Consider the following 18,201-nt stretch of genomic DNA (forward strand, 5'->3'; position numbering starts at 1 on the left):
CGCCTTGCGGGCGTCAATGCGCGGCGCTGTTCGCTTCCTGCAGCTTGCGCAAGACTTCATCCAGGTTGAAGGACGCTGGCTTCTGCCTTGGCGGGAACTTGACGAATGCCTCGATCTGCTTGGACACCACCGACTGCATGGCGTAGACGATGTAGGCGTGCGAGATCACCCAGTCCCAATAGGTATTGGAGTTCTCGTCCGCTCGCTCGAAGGGGTCTCGACGCAGGTTGAAGATCTTCGGTGCCCGGTATTTGACGAAGGGCTCGAACCAGCATTGCAGCGTCTTGGCACGTTGCTCCATCAGCACCACCTTCCAGTCGTGCATGCGGATCGCCATGATCTCGCCGTCGTCGCTGATGTAGAAGAAGGTGTCCCGCGGCGAAGCCTTGGCCTCGCCGCTCAGGTAGGGCAGCATGTTGAAGCCGTCGATGTGAACCTTGAAGTTCTTGTCGCCGACCTTGCAGCCTGCCACGAGCTTCTCCTTGACGTCGGCCTCGCCCACTGCCGCGAGCAGCGTCGGAAGCCAGTCCTGGTGCGAGACCATGCCGTTGATCACCGTGCCGGCCTTGAACTTCTCGGGCCACCGCACGAAGCACGGCACGCGCCAGCCGCCTTCCCAATTGGTGTTCTTCTCGGCCCTGAAGGGGGTGATGCCCGCGTCGGGCCAGCTGTTGTAGTGCGGGCCGTTGTCGGTCGAATACATGACGATGGTGTTGTCGGCGATGCCGAGCTCGTCCAGCTTGTCGAGCATCTGTCCGATGTGTTCGTCGTGCGCGACCATCACGTCGTTGTAGTCGCCCTGGCCGCTCTTGCCCTTGTGCTTTTCCGCGCAGTGGGTGCGGAAATGCATGGCCGTGGTGTTGTACCAAAGGAAGAATGGCTTGTCGTCCGCGTGGCACTTGTCGATGAACTTCAGCGCCGCCTCGGTCGTCTCGTCGTCGATGGTTTCCATCCGCTTCTTGGTCAGCGGGCCGGTGTTCTCGATGGTCTGCCCACCCTTGCCGTCCGCCAGGCAGTGCAGCACGCCGCGCGGGCCGAAGGCCTTCTTGAAATTCGGGTCCTTGGGGTAGTCCGGGTCCTCAGGTTCCTCTTCCGCGTTCAGGTGGTAGAGGTTGCCGAAGAATTCGTCGAACCCGTGCACCGTGGGCAGGTATTCGTCCTTGTCGCCCAGGTGGTTCTTGCCGAACTGTCCCGTCGCATAGCCATGCGGCTTCAGGAGCTCGGCGATGGTCGGGTCTTCCTCGTGCAGGCCGACGGATGCGCCCGGCATTCCGACCTTGGTCAATCCGGTCCGGATGGGGTTCTGGCCGGTGATGAAGGCGGCCCGGCCGGCGGTGCAGCTCTGCTGGGCGTAGTAGTCGGTGAATGCGATGCCTTCGTTGGCCACGCGATCGATGTTCGGCGTCCTGTAGCCCATCTGGCCGCGGCTGTTGTAGCTGATGTTCCACCAGCCCACGTCGTCGCCCCATAGGATCAGGATGTTCGGCTTCTTGCTCGTCATGTTTGTTCCTCTGTGATTGAACTGATGGAGAGGTGCCAGGTGGCCCTGGATCCGGACTTGTGGGCATTCTCAAGACTCGGGGCGTCGAAAGCCATCCGAGTGCGCACGCAGCACCACGTACGTGCGATTTCGCTCGCGCTCATAGCGTCCTGGAGATGATCCCGACAAAGATCAATATCCCGACCGCGCACATGATCAGCCCCATGATGAACGAGGGCTGCATGAGCCGCAAGTACTTGGTCCGCCGAAGCTCCTTGATGCGCGTCCAGTATTCGATCGAGCCCATCACCATGGCCAATGTGCCCAGGGCCGTCAGGAAAAGACCGGCATCGCGCGGCAATCCTTGCCTGATCGGCGTGGTGGCCTGGCTCGCGAGCGCCTCCAGGACCTTGTAGATCGTGAATCCGAAACTGATCATCGACAGCGAAGTCCGCGTCCAGGCCATCAAGGTCCGGTCTGCCGCCATGACGGTGCGGTCGATGGCCAGGTCGGTGTTGATCTGCGCCGATGTGGGCGCAGCGCCGGGAGCGGCAACTGGCAGTGCGGACGGCGGTGCAGACGGACGCTTCGCGCCGGTTGGACGTCGGGGTGTGGAGTTCATGTGAAACCGTCGGGCCTTGTCATTCCCTGAAGGCTAGGCCCAGTCCGGCAGCTGGAGAATCGTGGCGGCCACGGCTTCGACCACGTACGTAGCGGTCAGTACGCGCAGTCATAGGCAACGCCTGCACCGGCGTTCAAAATCCCCGGCAGAGATCGGCGCTGGCACGTCGCCAGCCAATCACCGGGGATCGACATGCTGTTCCTTGAAGTCGTACATCGGGCCATAGAGTTGCTTCCGACGCTGGCGAGATTCGCGATCTTCATGGCCTTGATCCTCGTCATGCCGCACATTGCCCGCATCCTTCGTGTGCCGGTGGTCGTCGGCCTGTTGCTCAGTGGCGTCCTGCTCGGGCCGCACATGCTGGACGTCTTCCCGAAGGATCACCCGACCGCACAGTTCTTCTCGGACCTGGGCATGTTGCTGCTGATGTTCTTCGCCGGGCTGGAAATCGACTTGACGCTCTTTCGCGAAAAGCTCGCGCGATCCATCATCTTCGGGGTGGTCACGACCTCGGTTCCGCTGGTGCTGGGTGCGCTGGTGGCCAGTTGGCTGGGCTACACGCTCCTGCCCGCGATCGTCGTCGGCTCGCTGCTCGCCTCGCACACCTTGCTCGCGCTGCCCATCGTCACCGCTCGCGGCCTGACGAAGTCGGAGCCGGTGGTCGTCACGATCGGCGCCACGATGGTGTCCGACACACTCTCGCTGCTCGTCTTTGCTGCCTGCGTTCCGATGTTCGTCAGTGGGTTTTCCGCGAGCGGCCTGGCGGTGCAGGTGATCGAGATCGTCGCATTCGTCGTCTTCGTGCTGGCGGGGCTGAGTCGTGCGGCGGCCTACATCCTCAAGAGGGTGGAGCACGATGAAGAAACCTACTTCATCATCATGCTGGCGATATTGGCGATCACCGCGCTGCTCGCGCAGGCCATCAATCTGCCGGGCATCGTGGGCACTTTCATGGCGGGATTGGCGGTCAACGCCGCCGTGAAGGACAAGCCGGCCAAGAACAAGCTCGAATTCATGGGGACGACCTTGTTCATCCCCGTCTTCTTCGTCGTCACGGGCTTCCTCATCGACCCGTTGGCGCTGCTGCGAAGCCTGTCTGTCGACGGCCTCCTGGCGGGCGGCATCATCGGCGCGCTCTTCATCGGCAAGCTGGTGGCGACCGAGAGCTGTGGCCGTGCCTTCGGCTACCTTCCGGAGGAACGGATGACGATGTGGTCCCTGACCCTTCCGCAGGTCGCTGCAACGCTCGCGGCCGCGCTGGTGGCCAAGCAGACGTTCAATGCAGCCGGGCAACCCCTGCTTGACGGCCGCATGTTCGACGGCGTGCTGATCATGGTGCTGGTCACATCCATCGCCGGGCCGCTGTTCACAGAGCGCTTTGCACGGCGGGCTCCGGGCGTCGCGCCGGGCCCCCGTCTTAAAACTTGAAACCCGCGCCGACGTAAAAGCCGCCCAGGGCGACCTTGTTGAGAACGGCGTTGTCTCGATCGAAGCTCAGGTAGCGATAGCCGAACTTCAGCGAAACCGTGGGCGAGTACTGGTAGCTGGTGCCGAGGATGCCCTGCCAGCTCGAAGTCGAATTGCCTTCGCCGGCATCCAGGTAGCCCATGGCCGACCATTTGTCGCCGAGCGGCACGATGGCGCGAACGCCGACGATGCCATTCCACCAGCTGGCCGATGCATCCGTCTGACGGCCCAGCCCGCGCAGGCTGGGCGAGATGTCGAGGGTGCTGCGCGCGTCGACGTAGCGAGCACCGCCCAGCACGTCGACCGCAACCCTGGGGTCATCGAGGACGCGGTAGTAGCCCGCCAGCGTCACGAGCGTTTGCTCGTACTTCAAGTTGTAGCCGCCCGCGAGACCGCCCAGGAACTGGTTCGACACGCCGAGCTTCACGTACTGCACGTCGAGCAGCCCGCCCCAGGGTCCCTTGCGTGCTTCCAGGGTTCCCATCGCGCCGAAGTCGAGCGCCTCGAGCACGCCGCTCGACTTGATACGTGCGGTGTTCTCGGGCAAGGGGCCGAGCTTGATGTCCGAGCGGATGCCGGCGGCCCATAGATATGGGATGAACTCGAACTGCCACGCGTTGGCTGCCTGCAAGTCCTGCGCAGCGGCGGGAAGCGCTGCGAACAGCGGAAGCAGGCAGGCGGTCGGGAGAGATAGTTTGTTCAGGCGATTCATGCGATTCATGGGCTTACCAGAAGATCAGGCTCCAGCGCGCAACTCCGAAAACCTGCGCGCAAAGGCCGCCGACCACTTGTTGAAGGCGTCCTGAGCATACGTCCAACTCTGGAACGAGCTGGCGTAGCCATCAAGCCATGCTTTGGCAGCGGTCGTTGCGCCGCTGTTCAGGTCGGCCGCGTACTTCAGGCCGATCTCCGTGTCGGCGCATTCACCCAGCACCGCGCCCGTGGCGCCGTCGCGGAACTGCGCCTCGAGACCGGTCTGGCCCATGTAGGGCGTCGACCCGACGGGGCGGCCAGTGGTCGAGCCCGATCCGATTTCCGCCACGAAGCCGTAGGGCACCGCAGTGCCTGCGAGGCTCTTGGCGGTGTTGGTGGGCACCAACGCCGTCAATGCCAGCCGGACACGAATGACGCCTGGCCCCGCCGTGTCCACGATCTTCACGTCACGTCCCAGATCGCGCACGAGCGCGCCATGGAAGTAGTCCAGCAGCGTCTTGAGATCGCTCGGGTCGATGGGGCGCTGGTCGGGCGTGGGCTGGATGTAGACCTGGATGCGCTCGATCATGGCCTTGTCGTAGCGCTTCCAGTCCACGCCGGGCTGGCGCCAGCAGAGCAAACCGCCGGTCGCGGCCACTGCCTTGAGCCGGCCCGGCTCGCTCAGGAAGCCGACATCCCGGACCTTGTCCTTCGAATTCTCGGAGGCCACGACGTCGGCGCCTGTGCTGGGCGAGGCGCAGCCGGCAAGCTGGCCGGCACAGATCACGATACACGCCAGCGAAGCGGCGGAGAAGAGAGACACTTTCATGGGAGTTCCTGTTGACTGTCGAGGGAAGATCAGGCCGGCTACGGCCCAGGTACCAGAATGGCCGCCCGAAGCTCGTTGTAGCGGGCGACGAAATTGACCAGCACGCTCGCGGTCCATGCAAACGCGAAGATGCCGGACATCGCAATGATCGGCGCCACGATGCGCCAGGTGCGCGGCAGCGAGAAGGGCTCGCCGAGTGCCGTATAGCAGTTGGCTGCGAAGTAGGTCGCGCTCGCCCAGTTGCCGACGATGTTGCCGAAGAAGAGCGCCGCCGCCCAGACCACCACCTCCGCCAGATGCAGCACCAGCATCATCATCACCATGGCGGCGAACAGCAGGTCCGCGCGCCATAGCGACACATGCATGCGGATGACTTGCGAGCGCTTGAGAAACGAGTTGGTGATGACGCGTATCCAGAACGCGTGGAACATGATCACCACGACCAGCACGCAACCTCCGAACATGATGTCCGGCAGCGGCAGGGCCTGCGTCAGCGCGTTCGACAGGTCCGACGTGGCTGTCGTCAGCGCACCGGGCAGCAAGTCCGGATCGATCTTGGTGTCGCTCATGGTCGACTCGGCGGTCGCTGTCAAATCGTCTCCGCGCAGGCGCGCCGCACTGCCGCGCACAGTTGTCTCGCGCTCGCCGGCCTTTCGAGGAAATCGGTCGCCTCCAGCCTCGCGATGTCCACCGCCGTGCGAAACGCGGTGTGCGGCCCCAGCACGATGACCGGCAAGGTAGCGCCCGAACTCCTGAGCTCGCGCACCAGCCGCAGCGTCGCCGCTTCGTCTTCGTCGGCCGAGGCGATCAGGCAATGTCCCGGGCCGCGCGGCACCTTGGCGAGCTGACCGCGCACATCGTGGAGGAAGACCAGCGAGTCCACCCAGCGCACGAGCGCAGACTCGATCCATGCGCGATCGTGCGGATCGAGGACGAGGACATACACGTGTGCAGGCATCAATTCCGACAAGCCGGCACTCATCACGATGGGAATCACCACGCCAGCGTATGGCGGCGGCATGCCCGTCGGTGCCCACTGGATCGGCCCTTTCCTGTGCCCATGGTGACCGCCCGCACCCGGGCAGTCCATCCCGGTGAGCACGCAGAGCCACGTACGTAGCGAGCGGCCGCAGCCGCCTGCGCTATTCCAGCGAGCCTTGGAGATTCAGGCGCAGCAGCTCGGTGATCGAGCCGACGCCGAGCTTTTCGAGCAGGCGGCTGCGGTGCTGTTCGACCGTGCGATGGCTGATCGCGAGTTCCTTCGCGATCACCTTGCTGGGCAGCCCCTGGAGCGCCAGCGTCATGACTTCCCGCTCGCGCGGGCTCAGTGCCGCGACGCGGCTCGCCAACGCCTGCTGCGTGTCGCCGCTGTAGGTGCGCGGGGCCGCGTTGCGGCGCAGCGCTTCGTCGATGGCGTCGAGCAACTGTTGTTCGCGGTAGGGCTTCTGCACGAAGTCCACCGCACCTTCCTTGACGGCCTTGACGGCCATCGCGATGTCGCCGTGGCCGCTGATGAAGACGATCGGGATGGTGGCGCCCATCGTGCGGAGCCGCTCCTGAAGTGCCAGGCCGCTCATGCGCGCCATGCGCACGTCCAGCACCAGGCAGCCAGGCCGCGCGCAATCGAAGCTCTCCAGGAAATCGAGCGCCGAGGCGAAGGTCTCGGTGGGCAGGCCGACCGAACTCACGAGCTCCTGCACGGAGTCCCGGTAGCCTTCGTCGTCGTCGATGATGAATACGGTCGGCTCGGCCATGTCGTCGATCTTGTCAATCAGCATGAGAAGCGGTGGGAATGGTGAATCGGAAAAGAGCGCCGCCGCGCGGATTGTGCGCGGCCCAGAGCATGCCGCCGTGCGCTTCCATCAGCTTGCGGCAGATCGCGAGGCCGACGCCCAGGCCACTGGCCTTGGTCGAATAGAAGGACTCGAAGATCCGCTCCAGATCGCCTTCGGCGATGCCGCTGCCGGTATCGGCGACCTCGACCTGGACCTCGTCCCGATGGTTGAGCGCAATCGAAATATTGATCACGCGCTCGCCACCGCCCTGTTCGATGGCCTCCATCGCATTGCGAAGCAGGTTCAGCACGACTTGCTGCAGATGGATCTCGTCCACCGTGATGCGGGGAAGTCCGCTGTCGGCCGACAAGCGGACCTCGATTTCGCGCAGATCGCAGTCCATCTTCACCATGCCGATGCATTCGGAGACAGCGCGTTCGATCTCGATCAGCTTCAGGTCGAGCTCGTGCCGCTGCACCATGCCCCGCATGCGCGTGACCACGTCGCCGGCGCGGGTGGCCTGTCCAACCACCTTGTCGAGCAGTTCGGTCACCCGCGCCAAATCAGGTGTGGGTTCACCGGCACGCCGGCGCGCCGCCAGCGCATAGTTCTCGATCGCGCCGAGCGGTTGGGTGATCTCGTGCGCGAGCGCTACCGACATCTCGCCCGCCGTATGCACCCGGACCAGATGGGCCAGCCGCTCGCGCCAGTGCGCTGCCTCGATCTCGGCGGCGAGCTTGCGGCGTTCGGCGGTATCGCGGGCATGAAGGCTGCCGAACACTTCGGCGAGCAGGCTGACGCCGGGCATCAGCGCGTCCGGCCATTCGTGTTCGAGCCGTGTGCTCGCGATGGACAAGGCGCCCGCGATGCGGCCCGATACCGAGATGGGCACCACGAGCAACGAACGGACTCTGGAGGCCTGCAACGCAATGCGATCGCCCTCGGCGTCCCCCGGAAGGTCGCTGACCCGGGCCAGCCGCACGATGTTCCCCATGGCCAGTCGCTGCATGATCCAGGGGAGATCCGGTGTGTCGCCCAGCGCCAGTGGTGGCGCGAATTCATCCTCTTCCCAGCGCTGGACCGAACGGAAGGTCGCCTCGCCCGCCATGCGGTCCCAAAGTGAAACCCGCTCGGCGCCCATGAACTGTCCGATCTGCCGCAGGCCGATTCCGATGGCGACGTCCGTCTGGCCTGGATCGGCCAGCACCAGGGATGCCAGGATGCAGCTTGCCAGCCTTTCGAAGCCGATGGCGTTGTCGAGCTGGTCCTGGGTGCGTTTGCGTGCAATGGCACTGCCGAAGATATTCGCCAGCAGTCGCATGCGGCCGAGAAGGTCGGCCGACCACCTGCGCTCGTTGCGCACGCAGCCAAAACTCAGGCCGCCATGCAGTTCGCCCGCCACGATGATGGGCATCGTCACGTGCGACTTGAGGCGAATGCTGCGGTAGTTCTCCTTGTCCACGCTGGCCTCGGGCGGGAGATCGTCCAGTCGCTCGAAAACGACGGGCTTGTTGGCCATCGCCATCTTCAACGCCCAGGGACTGACCTCGCGCGCCGCGAGGCTCATGGGCACCGGCTCGATACCCTCCACGGCGTACGAGTGGGTGACCTCGATGCGGCCGGTCAAGGGAAAGACCCGCGCGAGCGTGGAACGATCGATGCCGAGCGTCGAGACGATGAGCGCCAGGCTGTCCTGGATGGCCCCATCGATCTCCTGCGGAGGCAGCGCGATGAATGTCGCCGACAAGTCGGAGAGCAGCCGCTCGAAGCGCAGCGGATCGTGTACTGAAGGCGGAAGCGGCTCTTGCACCTTGCCCGCCAGCGAATCGGAAACGAGCCGGATGGCTGCCGGTGGGGGACAGGCATCGGAGGGGCGCACGGCCATTAACGACGTCCAGTTGTGTCGGGCCGCCCATGCTAGCGAGCGTCTTGTCCTACGGCAATAGACCTTTCGGGCAATGGTGCGGCTGCGCCGGATTCAGTCGGCGTGAAAGCCCGCTGCCTTGATGACTGGCTGCCAGCGGGCAATATCGCTCGCCAAGGCGGCCGCGAGTTCGCCGGGGCCCGTTCCGGTCGGTTCGAGACCCAACTCGGCCAGCCTGGCGCTTGCCTGCGGCGAATGCACGATGTTCGCGAACATCGATGACCATTGATCGACGAGTTTCCTGGGGGTCCCGGCAGGGGCGAAGACGCCGACCCAGCCGGTGGCCTGCACGGTCGGAAAGCCCTGTTCGGCAAAGGTCGGTACTTCGGGCAATTGCGCCAGGCGCTTCGGGCCGGACACCGCAATGATGCGGAACCTGTGCGCACGATGCATCTCGATCAGGTCGGAAATCGTCGAGATGCCGGCGGGGATGCGGCCCGCGATGAGGTCGACCGTCATGGGCCCCGCGCCCTTGTAGGCCACGTGCATCATCTCGATGCCCGCCGCTTGCGCCATCATCATCCCGAGGAAATGCGGCAGGCTTCCCGCCGCGCCGGTGCCGAAGAACGCTTGCGAGGGATGTTCCCTGGCCCACGCCACGAACCCGGCAACCGACGTGGCGGGGTGGTCGTTGGGCACCGCGAGCGCCAGGCTGTAGGTGGCGATTTGCGATACGGGCGCGAAGTCGCGCACCGGGTCGTAACGGACGTCCTTGAAGATCAGCGGCGCCAGCACCGGCACCACGAAGGGAAACAAGGCGATCGTTCTGCCGTCGGGCGCGGCGTTCTTGACCATCATCGCGCCGATGCGGCCGCTCGCACCGGGCTTTTCCTCGACATAGACGTGGGCGCCGTATTCGGCGTTGGCTCGTTCGGCCAGATACAGCGCGACCGCGGTGCCGGAGCCGCCTTCGAAAGGCATGACCAACCGGGTCGGCACGCTGTCGTCCGCATGCGCAGGCCCTGCGAGCCAGATGCCCAGCGACAAACAAAAGACCTTGAGGACCCTGGCCAGGCGCATGGCCGCTCCTTCAGCAACGCGCCCGTCCGGCGGACGACCTCGCGCGAAGCTGCGATGCTAGCGCGCAAATCCGATAAAGCCCGGTCCGCCCCATCCGCCCCAGCCACCCCAATCCATGTCCATCTGGTTGATCTGGGCCGCCTCGAGGTTGTTGTTGCTGAGCTGCTTGGCCACGCGCAGCTTCTGGTACTGCTGGTATTCCGCGGGGCCGCCCACATAGACCAGGTTGTTCATCGAATCGGGGATCACGTAGTACATCTTGCCCTGGTAGTTGACAGGCGAGACCTGGTCCTTGGGCAGTTTGGCGAGCATGGCGCGCTGGTCCGGCTTCACGGGAGTCACGACCTTGAAACCCGACGCAATGGCCAGGTTGTCGTTGGTAAGCGCGTTCGTGCTGCAGCCCGCGGCCAGCGCGATCAGGGCAGCGGCCGCAAAGCGCTTGAGCGATGTCATGGAGAGAAGGGTCATGATGGTCACCGGGTTGTCGGCTCGTTATTGGCCCTGCAGATCATGGAATGCCACGGGCCGCTGCGTAATCCGGGCGCCCACGTAGCAAACACGTACGGGGCGGGGGCGGGAAGAGGGGGATGGGATCGGCCCTAAGGCATTGGGCCGGCCTGGCGCGGCGCGGCCGAGTATTCCTGCATGCCGTCGGCCAGCGCGTCGAAAGTGGCGCGGCACCGGGGGCTGCCGCGTAAATCCTCGTGCATCGTCACCCAGGTTTCGAGATGAAGCGAGTACGCTTTCGCCAGCACACGCCGCAGCGAAGCGTCGCGCCTGGCCAGCGGGACCTGACAAAAGCCGATTCCCGCGCCGCAGCGAATGAGCGCCAGCTGGGCGAGATCGCTGTCCGTGCGCAACGAGAAGCCGTCGCGACGCAAGCCCGGCAGGGTCTTGCCGACGCGCCGGATGAAATCGGTCGGTTGGTCATATCCGATGAGCGAATGGTTCTCCAGGTCGCGCGCATTGCGCGGCGTGCCCTGGCGGCTCAGGTACTCCTTGGTCGCATGCAGGCCAAGTTCGATTCGTGCAACGCGACGTGCCACGAGCTGCTCCTGCCTCGGGGGCGTCATGCGAACGGCAATGTCCGCCTCTCGCCGCAGCAGATCCTGCACCCGATTGGTCAGCACCAGTTCGACCTTCAGGTCGGGGTGGCGCTCACGCAGCCGGGCAACGATGGGCGGCAACACCTCCACGCCGACCACGTCGCTGGCTGACACGCGCACCACCCCGCGCACCCCTTCGCCTTGGCTGGAGGCTGCGCGCGCCAGCGAGGCGGCCGTGCTTTCCATCGCTTCGGCGTAGGAGCGAAGCGCCAGTGCCAGTTCGGTCGGCATCAGCCCGAGCTGGGAGCGCGTGAACAACACGACGCCCAGCGCCTTCTCGAGCGCCGCAACATGTCGGCCGACAGTGGGCTGCGTGATGCCGAGTGCGCGCGCCGCTCCGGACAACGAGCCTTCCTTCAGCACGCCAAGGAACGACCGATAGAGCTCCCATCCGATTTCCTGAGTCTTCAGAGTCATACATAAATGTATAGCGGCACATCCGTTCTCGGCAATTTCAATTGAGCGGATCGAAGCCAAGAATCCATGCATCGGCAACAAACGGAGTGAATCCCATGAGCGGCAGCAGCAAGACGGTTCTGGTTCTCGGCGCCACCGGCGGCATTGGCGGTGAGCTTGCCCGCCAACTGAAGGAAGAGGGCTGGCACGTCCGCGCACTCACGCGCCGCGCCGAACAAGCCTTGGAGCACAAGGATGGCTTCACATGGTTGCGGGGCGATGCGCTGAATCCGCAGGACGTCGCCCGGGCCGCGAAGGGCTGTGCGGTCATCGTGCATGCGGTCAATCCGCCGGGCTACCGCCGGTGGTCGGAATGGGTCTTGCCGATGCTGGACAGCACCATCGCGGCGGCCATCGCGGAAGGCGCGACGATCGTGCTGCCGGGTACGGTCTACAACTTCGGGCCCGATGCGTTCCCGGTGCTGCATGAAGACTCGCCGCAGCGCCCGTCGACCCGCAAGGGCGCGATCCGCGTCGAAATGGAACAGCGCCTGCGCAAGGCGAGCCAGGAGGGCGCGCGCGTGCTGATCGTTCGCGCCGGTGATTTCTTCGGGCCGAAGGCGGCCAACAACTGGTTTTCGCAGGGCCTCGTCAAGCCGGGACAGCCGGTCAAGTCCGTGAGCGACCCCGGCCGGCGCGGCGTCGGCCATCAATGGTCATACCTGCCCGATGTGGCACGAGCCATGGTCGAACTGTTGGCACGCCGCCGTACGCTCGATGCCTTCGCCAGCTTTCACATGGCTGGTCACTGGGATGCGGACGGCACGCAGATGAGCGGCGCCATCCAGCGCGTCGTCATGCGGCGCACCGGCATGGCGCCGCGCGTCTCGGCCTTTCCCTGGTGGCTGCTGGCCTTGGCGTCGCCATTCGTGAGCGCCTTCCGGGAAATGCGCGAGATGCGCTACCTGTGGCGAACGCCCGTGCGAATGGACAACGCGCGACTCGTCGCGGCGCTCGGCCGCGAGCCGCACACACCGCTCGATCAGGCGGTCGAAGCCACGCTGGTCGGCATCGGCAGCCTGCCGGCCAGCAGCCCGGCGAGTTATTCGAGCAGGGGCTCGAGCCCGGGCGCGCTGTCGATCTCGGAAGGCTTGTAGAGCTTGTGCTGCGCTGCGGGACTCGTGGCGTCCGTGACCACCACCAGGCGCCACGGGTCGCCCCGCTTCGCGCCCGCGCGCTCTTCGCTCGTCAGCTGGAAGCTGGTCATGCCTGGCACGGTGCCCTTGACGGCCAGCTTGAGCAGGGTGTTGCCCTTCTTGTCGGACACCTCGATGTCGTAGCCGAGCTTCTGGCTCGTGACGTTCTCAGCCTTGTAGCCGTAGCCTCCGAAATGGCGCGTCAGATAGTCCAACGCCGCTGTCTGGACTTCTTCCCGCGATGCCTGGCCCGAGGAACCCTCCGGCGCCGGGGCCACTGTGGGAAGGCTGCCGCGCGCGCGCGCCGCCTGGATCTCTTCGTCCGTCGGTTGCCATCCCCGCTCGCCGCGAACGAGGACCGCGAACTTCTGATCGGCATTCCACGACGCGATATGCCACTCTTCATCGTCCGGCACCCGGGTGGAGACCCTGGCCGCCCTGTCGGTCTCGATGTCGAGAATGGCGACGCGGTTCGTCTGAAGAACCGCCCTCAGCCCTTGTCCTGCGTCGAGCGTGCGCTTGAGCAGGGTGAGCCGGTCTTTGGCGCGCTGCATCTGCAATGCGCTGCGTTCGCCGCCGCCGATCCGGTGATGGGTGTCGAGCGACTCGAGATAGAACCACCGCCCGCCGACGCCGACACTGACGAATTCAGCCCAGATCGTGGCGATCACGTTGTCGCCCGTGGCCAGCCAGGCGTGGTCGGATGCCTTGTCGCGGGCCTCGAAGACGCCCATTTTGGCGATGATTTCGACGGGCGTCCGCTTTTCGCCTCTCAGGCGCTTTTCATTGATGACCGCAAGTACTGCGGGGTCGACTTCTTTGTCCATACGGAAGGGTTTTCAACACAGTTGTGATCGCTTCGAGTATGCCGTGGAGCCATCGCCCACACGGCGGGCGTGCCGCTTCGCTGATTTGCTCGGCCGCGCAAGCTACTTGTGCGGCGGAAGCGTTTGAGAACGCGGTGGCGTCAACGAGTAGAGCGCCGAAGTCCTATGCAATCGTCATGGAATGGTGTCGTTGCATTTCGAACACGGAGTAGGCGTGCTTCCTGGGGACCATTTGCCTATTGGGTCTATCCGGAAGCAGCAAAAACATCCCTGTTGGTTCTAATTGGCTAATACCAAATGCCAAATCCCAACAAGCGAATGTTTGAATAGAACTAAATAGCGGCGCATTCGGCAGTTACTTATTTGCTGGACATTGCCGGCCTTTGGTTGCGTGCCATCTCCGATTGGCAGAACATTGAGAGTAATCCGCGGCGCGGGATTCCGGTAGCGTCCCGGCGCGAAGTCCTCGCCACCATTCAAAATATGGCGCTGCGTGCAGCAGCACTCTACTGAGCGAAGGTCTACATGCAATTGCAAGACCTGGGTGTGAAGCCCTTTGGAATCTTGTTTGCGATTCTTGCCATTGGGCCGATCGTTGCGGGCGTGGTTCTCCAGCGCCAGGCGGGTAGCGCCAACCATTTTGCATTTTGGGGAATTCTTGCCATCGGAATCCTGGTGTTCGGCGCGGTCGGGTGTGCGATGTTGAATCGGAGCGTGACGATTCAGGACGCCGTCCTCACTGTGAAGTCGACCTTCTATGCAACCAGCGTACCGTTGCCCACGATCACGAATGTCCAGACGATAGTTGCGGGTTCGAAAGATGACTTGGTCGGCTTACGCGTCAACGGAGTCGGACTTCCGGGCTTTCGCTCCGGATGGTTCAAGTCCCGAAGCGGTGGCCGCTTGTTCGTGGACCGTTTAGCTGGCGACTACCTGCTGATATCCGTGGATGGCAAACCGAGGCTCGCGCTTGAGTTTTCCAACCATCAAGCGGCCGCGAAAACACTAGCGGCCGCGATAAGCGATGAGCAATAGGAGCCCGGATGAGGCGTGAGCTGGGTGGCTTGGCCACGCGAGCGATTTCCGTGGTTGCGTAGGCGGCCCGTGACGCGGAGCAAGTCATGCGCGTACAGTCCCGGTCACAGACGCGAGAACCCTGCCCCGATGGAAATGAAGGACCGAGGCCGCTCGCATTGGTTAGCGCAGGGCCAATCGCCGAGGACCCCAATCACGAGCCGACAGGAGCGCGCCCATGGCAGTCTTGCTGAGCGAAATCCAGTGGAGCGAACCGCTGCTGCCGACGGCGCACGACGCCGAGTGGGAAGCCGAGCTCAAGCGCCGCGGCGCGCAGGTGCTCGAGGTCGACCGGCGGGTCGCGCCCAGCCCCTGGCTGCGCGAGGCGGCCTACCAGGCGACGAGCTATGTGCCGGCGGTGTTGCCCGAACGGCTGTACCGCATGGGCAGCATGGTGACGGCGCAGGAAAACGCGTGCCGCTACTGTTATGGCGCGAACCGCGCCTACATGAAGGTGCTGGGGTATTCGGAGTCTTTCATCCAGAAGGTCGAACGCGACGTGCAGACGGCCGAGCTGGACGAAAAGGAGCGCGCCTACATCGCCTTCTGCCGCAGCCTGGCTCGATCCAGGCCCCGGCCTGCCGCGGCCGAGCGGGCGAAGCTGCTGGCGCTTGGCTACACGCCGGTGCAGGTCGGCGAGATCGCCTTCTCGATCTCGTTCGGCTGCTTCTTCAACCGGGTCAGCACCTTGCTGGCGTGCCCGCCGGAGCAAAAATTCGAACGCATGGCGGCCGGGCCTTTCCGTTGGATGCTGCCGCTCATGATGGCGGCGATGAAGAAGTTCGGACCCGCCAAGCCTGCCGATGCCGTGCCGGGCCCATCCGAGTTGGCCAAGGGCCCTTTCGGCGCGGTGGTGGCGCCGCTTGCCGGTCTGCCTGCGGGCGGGGTCATGAAGGCGGCGCTCGACGGCTCCTTCGACTCCGGCGTGCTCAGTCGCGATGCCAAGGCGCTGATGTTCGCGGTGATCGCGCGCACGCTCGGGTGTCCGCATTGCGAGGCGGCGGCCACACGGTTGCTGCGCGAGCAGGGCCTGAGCCAGACGGAAATCGAGACCGCCATGGCAACGCTGCGTTGCCCCCGGCTGGCGCCGCGTGAAGCCGGTCTGCTGGCCTGGGCGCGAGACACGGTGTATTACGAGCCTTCGTCCATTCAGAAAAAGACGCGCGCCCTCGGCGCCCAGCTGGGCACGGACGCGCTGCTGGACGCCATCGGAGTGGCATCCCTGGCCAACGGAACCGTTCGCCTGGCGATGTTGCTCGAGTGATGGCGCTGACCTGGGTCCTTGGGGCTGGCGTCGTCATCGCACTTTCGGCCTTTGCGGTGCTCGTGCTGCGGGCCAGGCGGCAGAACGAGCAGCTCGAAAAGCTGCTGCTGGCGGCCGACGACAAGCTGGAGCAGCTGCAGCGCCAGTTCGAGCGCTTCGTGCCGGCTGACGTGGTCGAGCGGCTCACCCGCGCCGGCGACGCTTTCGCGCCCGAACGGCGTCAGGTCACGATGTTGTTTGCCGATCTGCGCGGCTTCACGGCGCTTTGCGATCGGCTCGATCCCGCCGTGACGGTGAAGATCCTGAACGACTATTTCCGGCACATGACGGCAGCGATCACCCATCATCACGGCCACGTCACTGAATTCGTGGGCGATGGCTTGCTGGCCCTGTTCGGCGCCATGGAGTCCAACCCGTGGCAGGCACGGGACGCCGTGCTCGCTGCCCTGGACATGCGTGCGGAATTGGCGCGCTACAACGCCATCCTGCGTGAGCAGGGACTGCCTGAATTGCGCTTCGGCATCGGCATCCACGGCGGCGAGGTGGTTGCCGGTGTGATCGGCACTGCGGGGCTTTCGAAGTTCAGCGTCACGGGCGACCCGATCAATGTCGCGTCGCGGGTGGAGGGGCTGACCAGCAAGTTCGAAGTCGATCTGCTGGTCACCGAGGACATCCGCCGCATCGTCGACGACCAGGTGCGCCTGCGGGCCATGCCGCCGGCGATGGTCAAGGGCAAGGCGGAGCCGATCCAGACTTATTTCGTGGAGGGTGAAGCGTGAAGCTTTCTGGCGCTCCGGGCTATTCGCCAGCGAGCTGCGTCTTCAGGAAAGCGACCGTGCGCGACCAGGCGAGCTTGGCTGCGGCCTCGTCGTATCGCGGCGTGGTGTCGTTGTTGAAGCCGTGCTGCGTGCCGGGATACTGATAGGCTGTGAACTGCACGCCGGCGGCACGCAAGGCGGCTTCATAGGCTGGCCATGCGGCGTTGATCCGCTCGTCGACTTCGGCGCGCTGGATGAGCAGCGGCGCCTTGACTTTCGCGGCCTCCGACGGCGCGGGCGTATTGCCGTAGAACGGAACAGCGGCATTGAGGTCCGGCAGCCTGACCGCGAGCTGGTGGACGATGCCGCCGCCGTAGCAAAAACCGACCGCGCCGAGCTTGCCGCTGGCATCGGGACGCGTCCGAAGCCACGTCGCAGCGGCCAGGAAGTCATTCAGCGCATGCGTCTGGTCCAGCTTGGCGAATGCTTCCCGCGCCTTGTCTTCATCGCCGGGATAGCCGCCGAGCGGCGTCAGTGCATCCGGCGCAAATGCCATGAAACCGTCGAGCGCCAGCCGCCTAGCAATGTCCTCGATGTGCGGATTGAGTCCGCGGTTTTCATGAATGACGAGCACTGCGGGAAGGCGCTTGTCACCAGCGGCCGCCAGTCGCGCGAGGTAGCCCTTGACCGTGCCGCTGCCCGAGGGCGAGGGATAGCTCACCCGTTCGGTCTTGAGTCGTGAATCGCCGGGGCTGATTTGCTGTCCGGCCGCAAAGTCGGGGCTCAGCGCGGCCAGCAAGGTCGTCGCCGCAATTCCCGCCTTGGCAAATTTCTGCGCTTGGCTCAGGAAGGAACGCCGGTCGAGATCGCCATGCACATAGGCATCGAAGAGGATGAGCAGTTCCTGGTCGAAATCACGAGCTGTAAGACGAGAGGGCATGGCGCAGTGCATTGGAGAAACGAGTCTTGCAGCATAGCGCCGAACGCCGTGCCGGCCTTCGGCCCTTCGTTGCTGTTCGGGCTCGGCGAAGGCACCATCCTCCCCATCGTTCCCAGTGCGCGCACGAACGGCACCATGTCCTGTGGTCCGCGGCTGGTGAGCCAGTTGCCGCGTTGACCATGTCATCGCGCACGCCCGGCCAGGACGTCATGCGCCGGCCCTGAGTGAGTCCGGCAGAGGCCAGCAGCCAGGGCCCGTGGCACAGGGTCGCGATGGGCTTGCCGGTGGCGTCGAACTTGCGCACGAACTCGCGCGCCTCCGCCGATTGGCGCAGGAGGTCGGGGTTGATGAAGCCGCCGGGGATCAACAGGGCGTCGTAGTCTTCTATCGCGACTTCCGAGAGTGTGTAGTCCACCTTCACCCGGCTCGCCGGCTCGTGAAGGTTCACCCCGCGGATGCGTCCGTGGCGAAGGGAGATGATGTCGACGTCCGCGCCCGCTGCTCGCATGGCCGTGACGGGCACGGTCAGTTCGACCTTCTCGAACCCGTCCGCGGCGAGCACCGCGATACGTCTTCCCAGGTCGACCGCATCCTCATAGGAGCCCGTTGCGCTCATTTGCACTCCTTTGGAACGGAAAAGAAAATCTGAGCGCGCCGCGCGCATCCGGTGTGGGACGAGGACGCTGACTGGGTAGGAAGTTTCAAGGGCCCCTGCGTTCGCGCAGACGCGGCGTATGCTGGATCTCGTACGGGAGACAAGGAGACGCACCATCTTCTTTATCCCGACCGGGGCATGCAGCGTCTAGACGGCGTACGACACGGATGATCAG

General features: G+C 64.7%; 19 protein-coding genes. 5 read left to right on the top strand and 14 right to left on the bottom strand.

The genetic code is table 11. The features are described from left to right. Window positions 1–13 precede the first annotated feature (13 nt). Together AC1DSF_RS08905 and AC1DSF_RS08910 are read right to left on the bottom strand one after the other, a co-directional pair. The gene (locus AC1DSF_RS08905) at window positions 14–1,501 is read right to left on the bottom strand and encodes an arylsulfatase (RefSeq protein ID WP_478124378.1); all 1,488 of its coding nucleotides are present in this window, start codon (window positions 1,499–1,501) and stop codon (window positions 14–16) included. Window positions 1,502–1,640: 139 nt separating this feature from the next. Further along, a complete protein-coding gene (locus AC1DSF_RS08910) occupies window positions 1,641–2,102 on the bottom strand; it encodes a YidH family protein (protein ID WP_478124379.1) in 462 nt (153 codons plus the stop codon). A 192-nt stretch (window positions 2,103–2,294) separates the two neighbouring features. Between AC1DSF_RS08910 and AC1DSF_RS08915 the strand changes: the two genes are divergently transcribed. After that, the gene (locus AC1DSF_RS08915) at window positions 2,295–3,530 is read left to right on the top strand and encodes a cation:proton antiporter (RefSeq protein WP_478124380.1); all 1,236 of its coding nucleotides are present in this window, start codon (window positions 2,295–2,297) and stop codon (window positions 3,528–3,530) included. On the opposite strand, the gene AC1DSF_RS08920 is transcribed toward AC1DSF_RS08915, so the two are convergent. The 9 genes from AC1DSF_RS08920 to AC1DSF_RS08960 all read right to left on the bottom strand — a co-directional run bounded on the left by AC1DSF_RS08920 (window position 3,520) and on the right by AC1DSF_RS08960 (window position 11,333). Next, window positions 3,520–4,290, bottom strand: a complete 771-nt coding sequence (locus AC1DSF_RS08920; RefSeq protein WP_478182684.1) for a hypothetical protein — start codon at window positions 4,288–4,290, stop codon at window positions 3,520–3,522. The two genes, AC1DSF_RS08915 and AC1DSF_RS08920, sit on opposite strands and share 11 nt — an antisense overlap. Before the next feature lie 15 nt (window positions 4,291–4,305). Continuing rightward, window positions 4,306–5,091, bottom strand: a complete 786-nt coding sequence (locus AC1DSF_RS08925; RefSeq protein WP_478124382.1) for a DUF3313 domain-containing protein — start codon at window positions 5,089–5,091, stop codon at window positions 4,306–4,308. A gap of 38 nt (window positions 5,092–5,129) precedes the next feature. Next, a complete protein-coding gene (locus AC1DSF_RS08930; protein ID WP_478124383.1) occupies window positions 5,130–5,660 on the bottom strand; it encodes a hypothetical protein in 531 nt (176 codons plus the stop codon). A gap of 20 nt (window positions 5,661–5,680) precedes the next feature. Next, window positions 5,681–6,112 (bottom strand): hypothetical protein, encoded by a 432-nt coding sequence (locus tag AC1DSF_RS08935; RefSeq protein ID WP_478124384.1) that lies wholly within the window; start codon window positions 6,110–6,112, stop codon window positions 5,681–5,683. 121 nt (window positions 6,113–6,233) lie between these two features. Continuing rightward, window positions 6,234–6,869 carry a response regulator transcription factor gene (locus AC1DSF_RS08940; RefSeq protein WP_478124385.1) on the bottom strand — a complete coding sequence of 212 codons (636 nt, stop codon included), beginning with the start codon at window positions 6,867–6,869 and terminating at the stop codon, window positions 6,234–6,236. Further along, window positions 6,859–8,751, bottom strand: a complete 1,893-nt coding sequence (locus AC1DSF_RS08945; protein WP_478124386.1) for a GAF domain-containing sensor histidine kinase — start codon at window positions 8,749–8,751, stop codon at window positions 6,859–6,861. The genes AC1DSF_RS08940 and AC1DSF_RS08945 overlap by 11 nt, the downstream gene beginning before the upstream one ends. 93 nt (window positions 8,752–8,844) lie before the next feature. Beyond that, on the bottom strand, window positions 8,845–9,810 hold the full coding sequence (locus AC1DSF_RS08950) for a tripartite tricarboxylate transporter substrate-binding protein (protein WP_478182685.1): 966 nt from the start codon (window positions 9,808–9,810) through the stop codon (window positions 8,845–8,847). A gap of 57 nt (window positions 9,811–9,867) precedes the next feature. Then, entirely contained in the window at window positions 9,868–10,278 is a 411-nt protein-coding gene (locus AC1DSF_RS08955) for a hypothetical protein (RefSeq protein WP_478182686.1), read from the bottom strand. A 131-nt stretch (window positions 10,279–10,409) separates the two neighbouring features. Continuing rightward, on the bottom strand, window positions 10,410–11,333 hold the full coding sequence (locus AC1DSF_RS08960; RefSeq protein ID WP_478124389.1) for a LysR family transcriptional regulator: 924 nt from the start codon (window positions 11,331–11,333) through the stop codon (window positions 10,410–10,412). 95 nt (window positions 11,334–11,428) lie between these two features. Here AC1DSF_RS08960 and AC1DSF_RS08965 point away from each other — a divergent pair, with 95 nt between their 5' ends. Beyond that, window positions 11,429–12,469 carry an SDR family oxidoreductase gene (locus AC1DSF_RS08965; protein ID WP_478182687.1) on the top strand — a complete coding sequence of 347 codons (1,041 nt, stop codon included), beginning with the start codon at window positions 11,429–11,431 and terminating at the stop codon, window positions 12,467–12,469. Here AC1DSF_RS08965 and AC1DSF_RS08970 read toward each other — a convergent pair. Beyond that, window positions 12,415–13,335: a protein NO VEIN domain-containing protein gene (locus AC1DSF_RS08970; protein ID WP_478182688.1), complete on the bottom strand. Its 921-nt coding sequence runs from the start codon at window positions 13,333–13,335 to the stop codon at window positions 12,415–12,417. The two genes, AC1DSF_RS08965 and AC1DSF_RS08970, sit on opposite strands and share 55 nt — an antisense overlap. A 525-nt stretch (window positions 13,336–13,860) precedes the next feature. Here AC1DSF_RS08970 and AC1DSF_RS08975 point away from each other — a divergent pair. The 3 genes from AC1DSF_RS08975 to AC1DSF_RS08985 all read left to right on the top strand — a co-directional run bounded on the left by AC1DSF_RS08975 (window position 13,861) and on the right by AC1DSF_RS08985 (window position 16,452). Next, window positions 13,861–14,370, top strand: coding sequence for a PH domain-containing protein (locus AC1DSF_RS08975; protein WP_478182689.1), 510 nt, complete (start codon window positions 13,861–13,863; stop codon window positions 14,368–14,370). Window positions 14,371–14,587: 217 nt separating this feature from the next. Then, a complete protein-coding gene (locus AC1DSF_RS08980; RefSeq protein ID WP_478182690.1) occupies window positions 14,588–15,673 on the top strand; it encodes a carboxymuconolactone decarboxylase family protein in 1,086 nt (361 codons plus the stop codon). Then, the gene (locus tag AC1DSF_RS08985) at window positions 15,673–16,452 is read left to right on the top strand and encodes an adenylate/guanylate cyclase domain-containing protein (protein ID WP_478182691.1); all 780 of its coding nucleotides are present in this window, start codon (window positions 15,673–15,675) and stop codon (window positions 16,450–16,452) included. Before AC1DSF_RS08980 ends, AC1DSF_RS08985 begins: the two co-directional genes overlap by 1 nt. A 19-nt stretch (window positions 16,453–16,471) precedes the next feature. On the opposite strand, the gene AC1DSF_RS08990 is transcribed toward AC1DSF_RS08985, so the two are convergent. Beyond that, complete coding sequence (locus AC1DSF_RS08990) at window positions 16,472–17,371, bottom strand: dienelactone hydrolase family protein (protein ID WP_478182692.1); 900 nt, start codon at window positions 17,369–17,371, stop codon at window positions 16,472–16,474. After that, a complete protein-coding gene (locus AC1DSF_RS08995; protein ID WP_478182693.1) occupies window positions 17,346–17,987 on the bottom strand; it encodes a type 1 glutamine amidotransferase domain-containing protein in 642 nt (213 codons plus the stop codon). Before AC1DSF_RS08995 ends, AC1DSF_RS08990 begins: the two co-directional genes overlap by 26 nt. Window positions 17,988–18,201: the final 214 nt, after the last annotated feature.

Source organism: Variovorax sp. 01N429 (assembly GCF_056399425.1).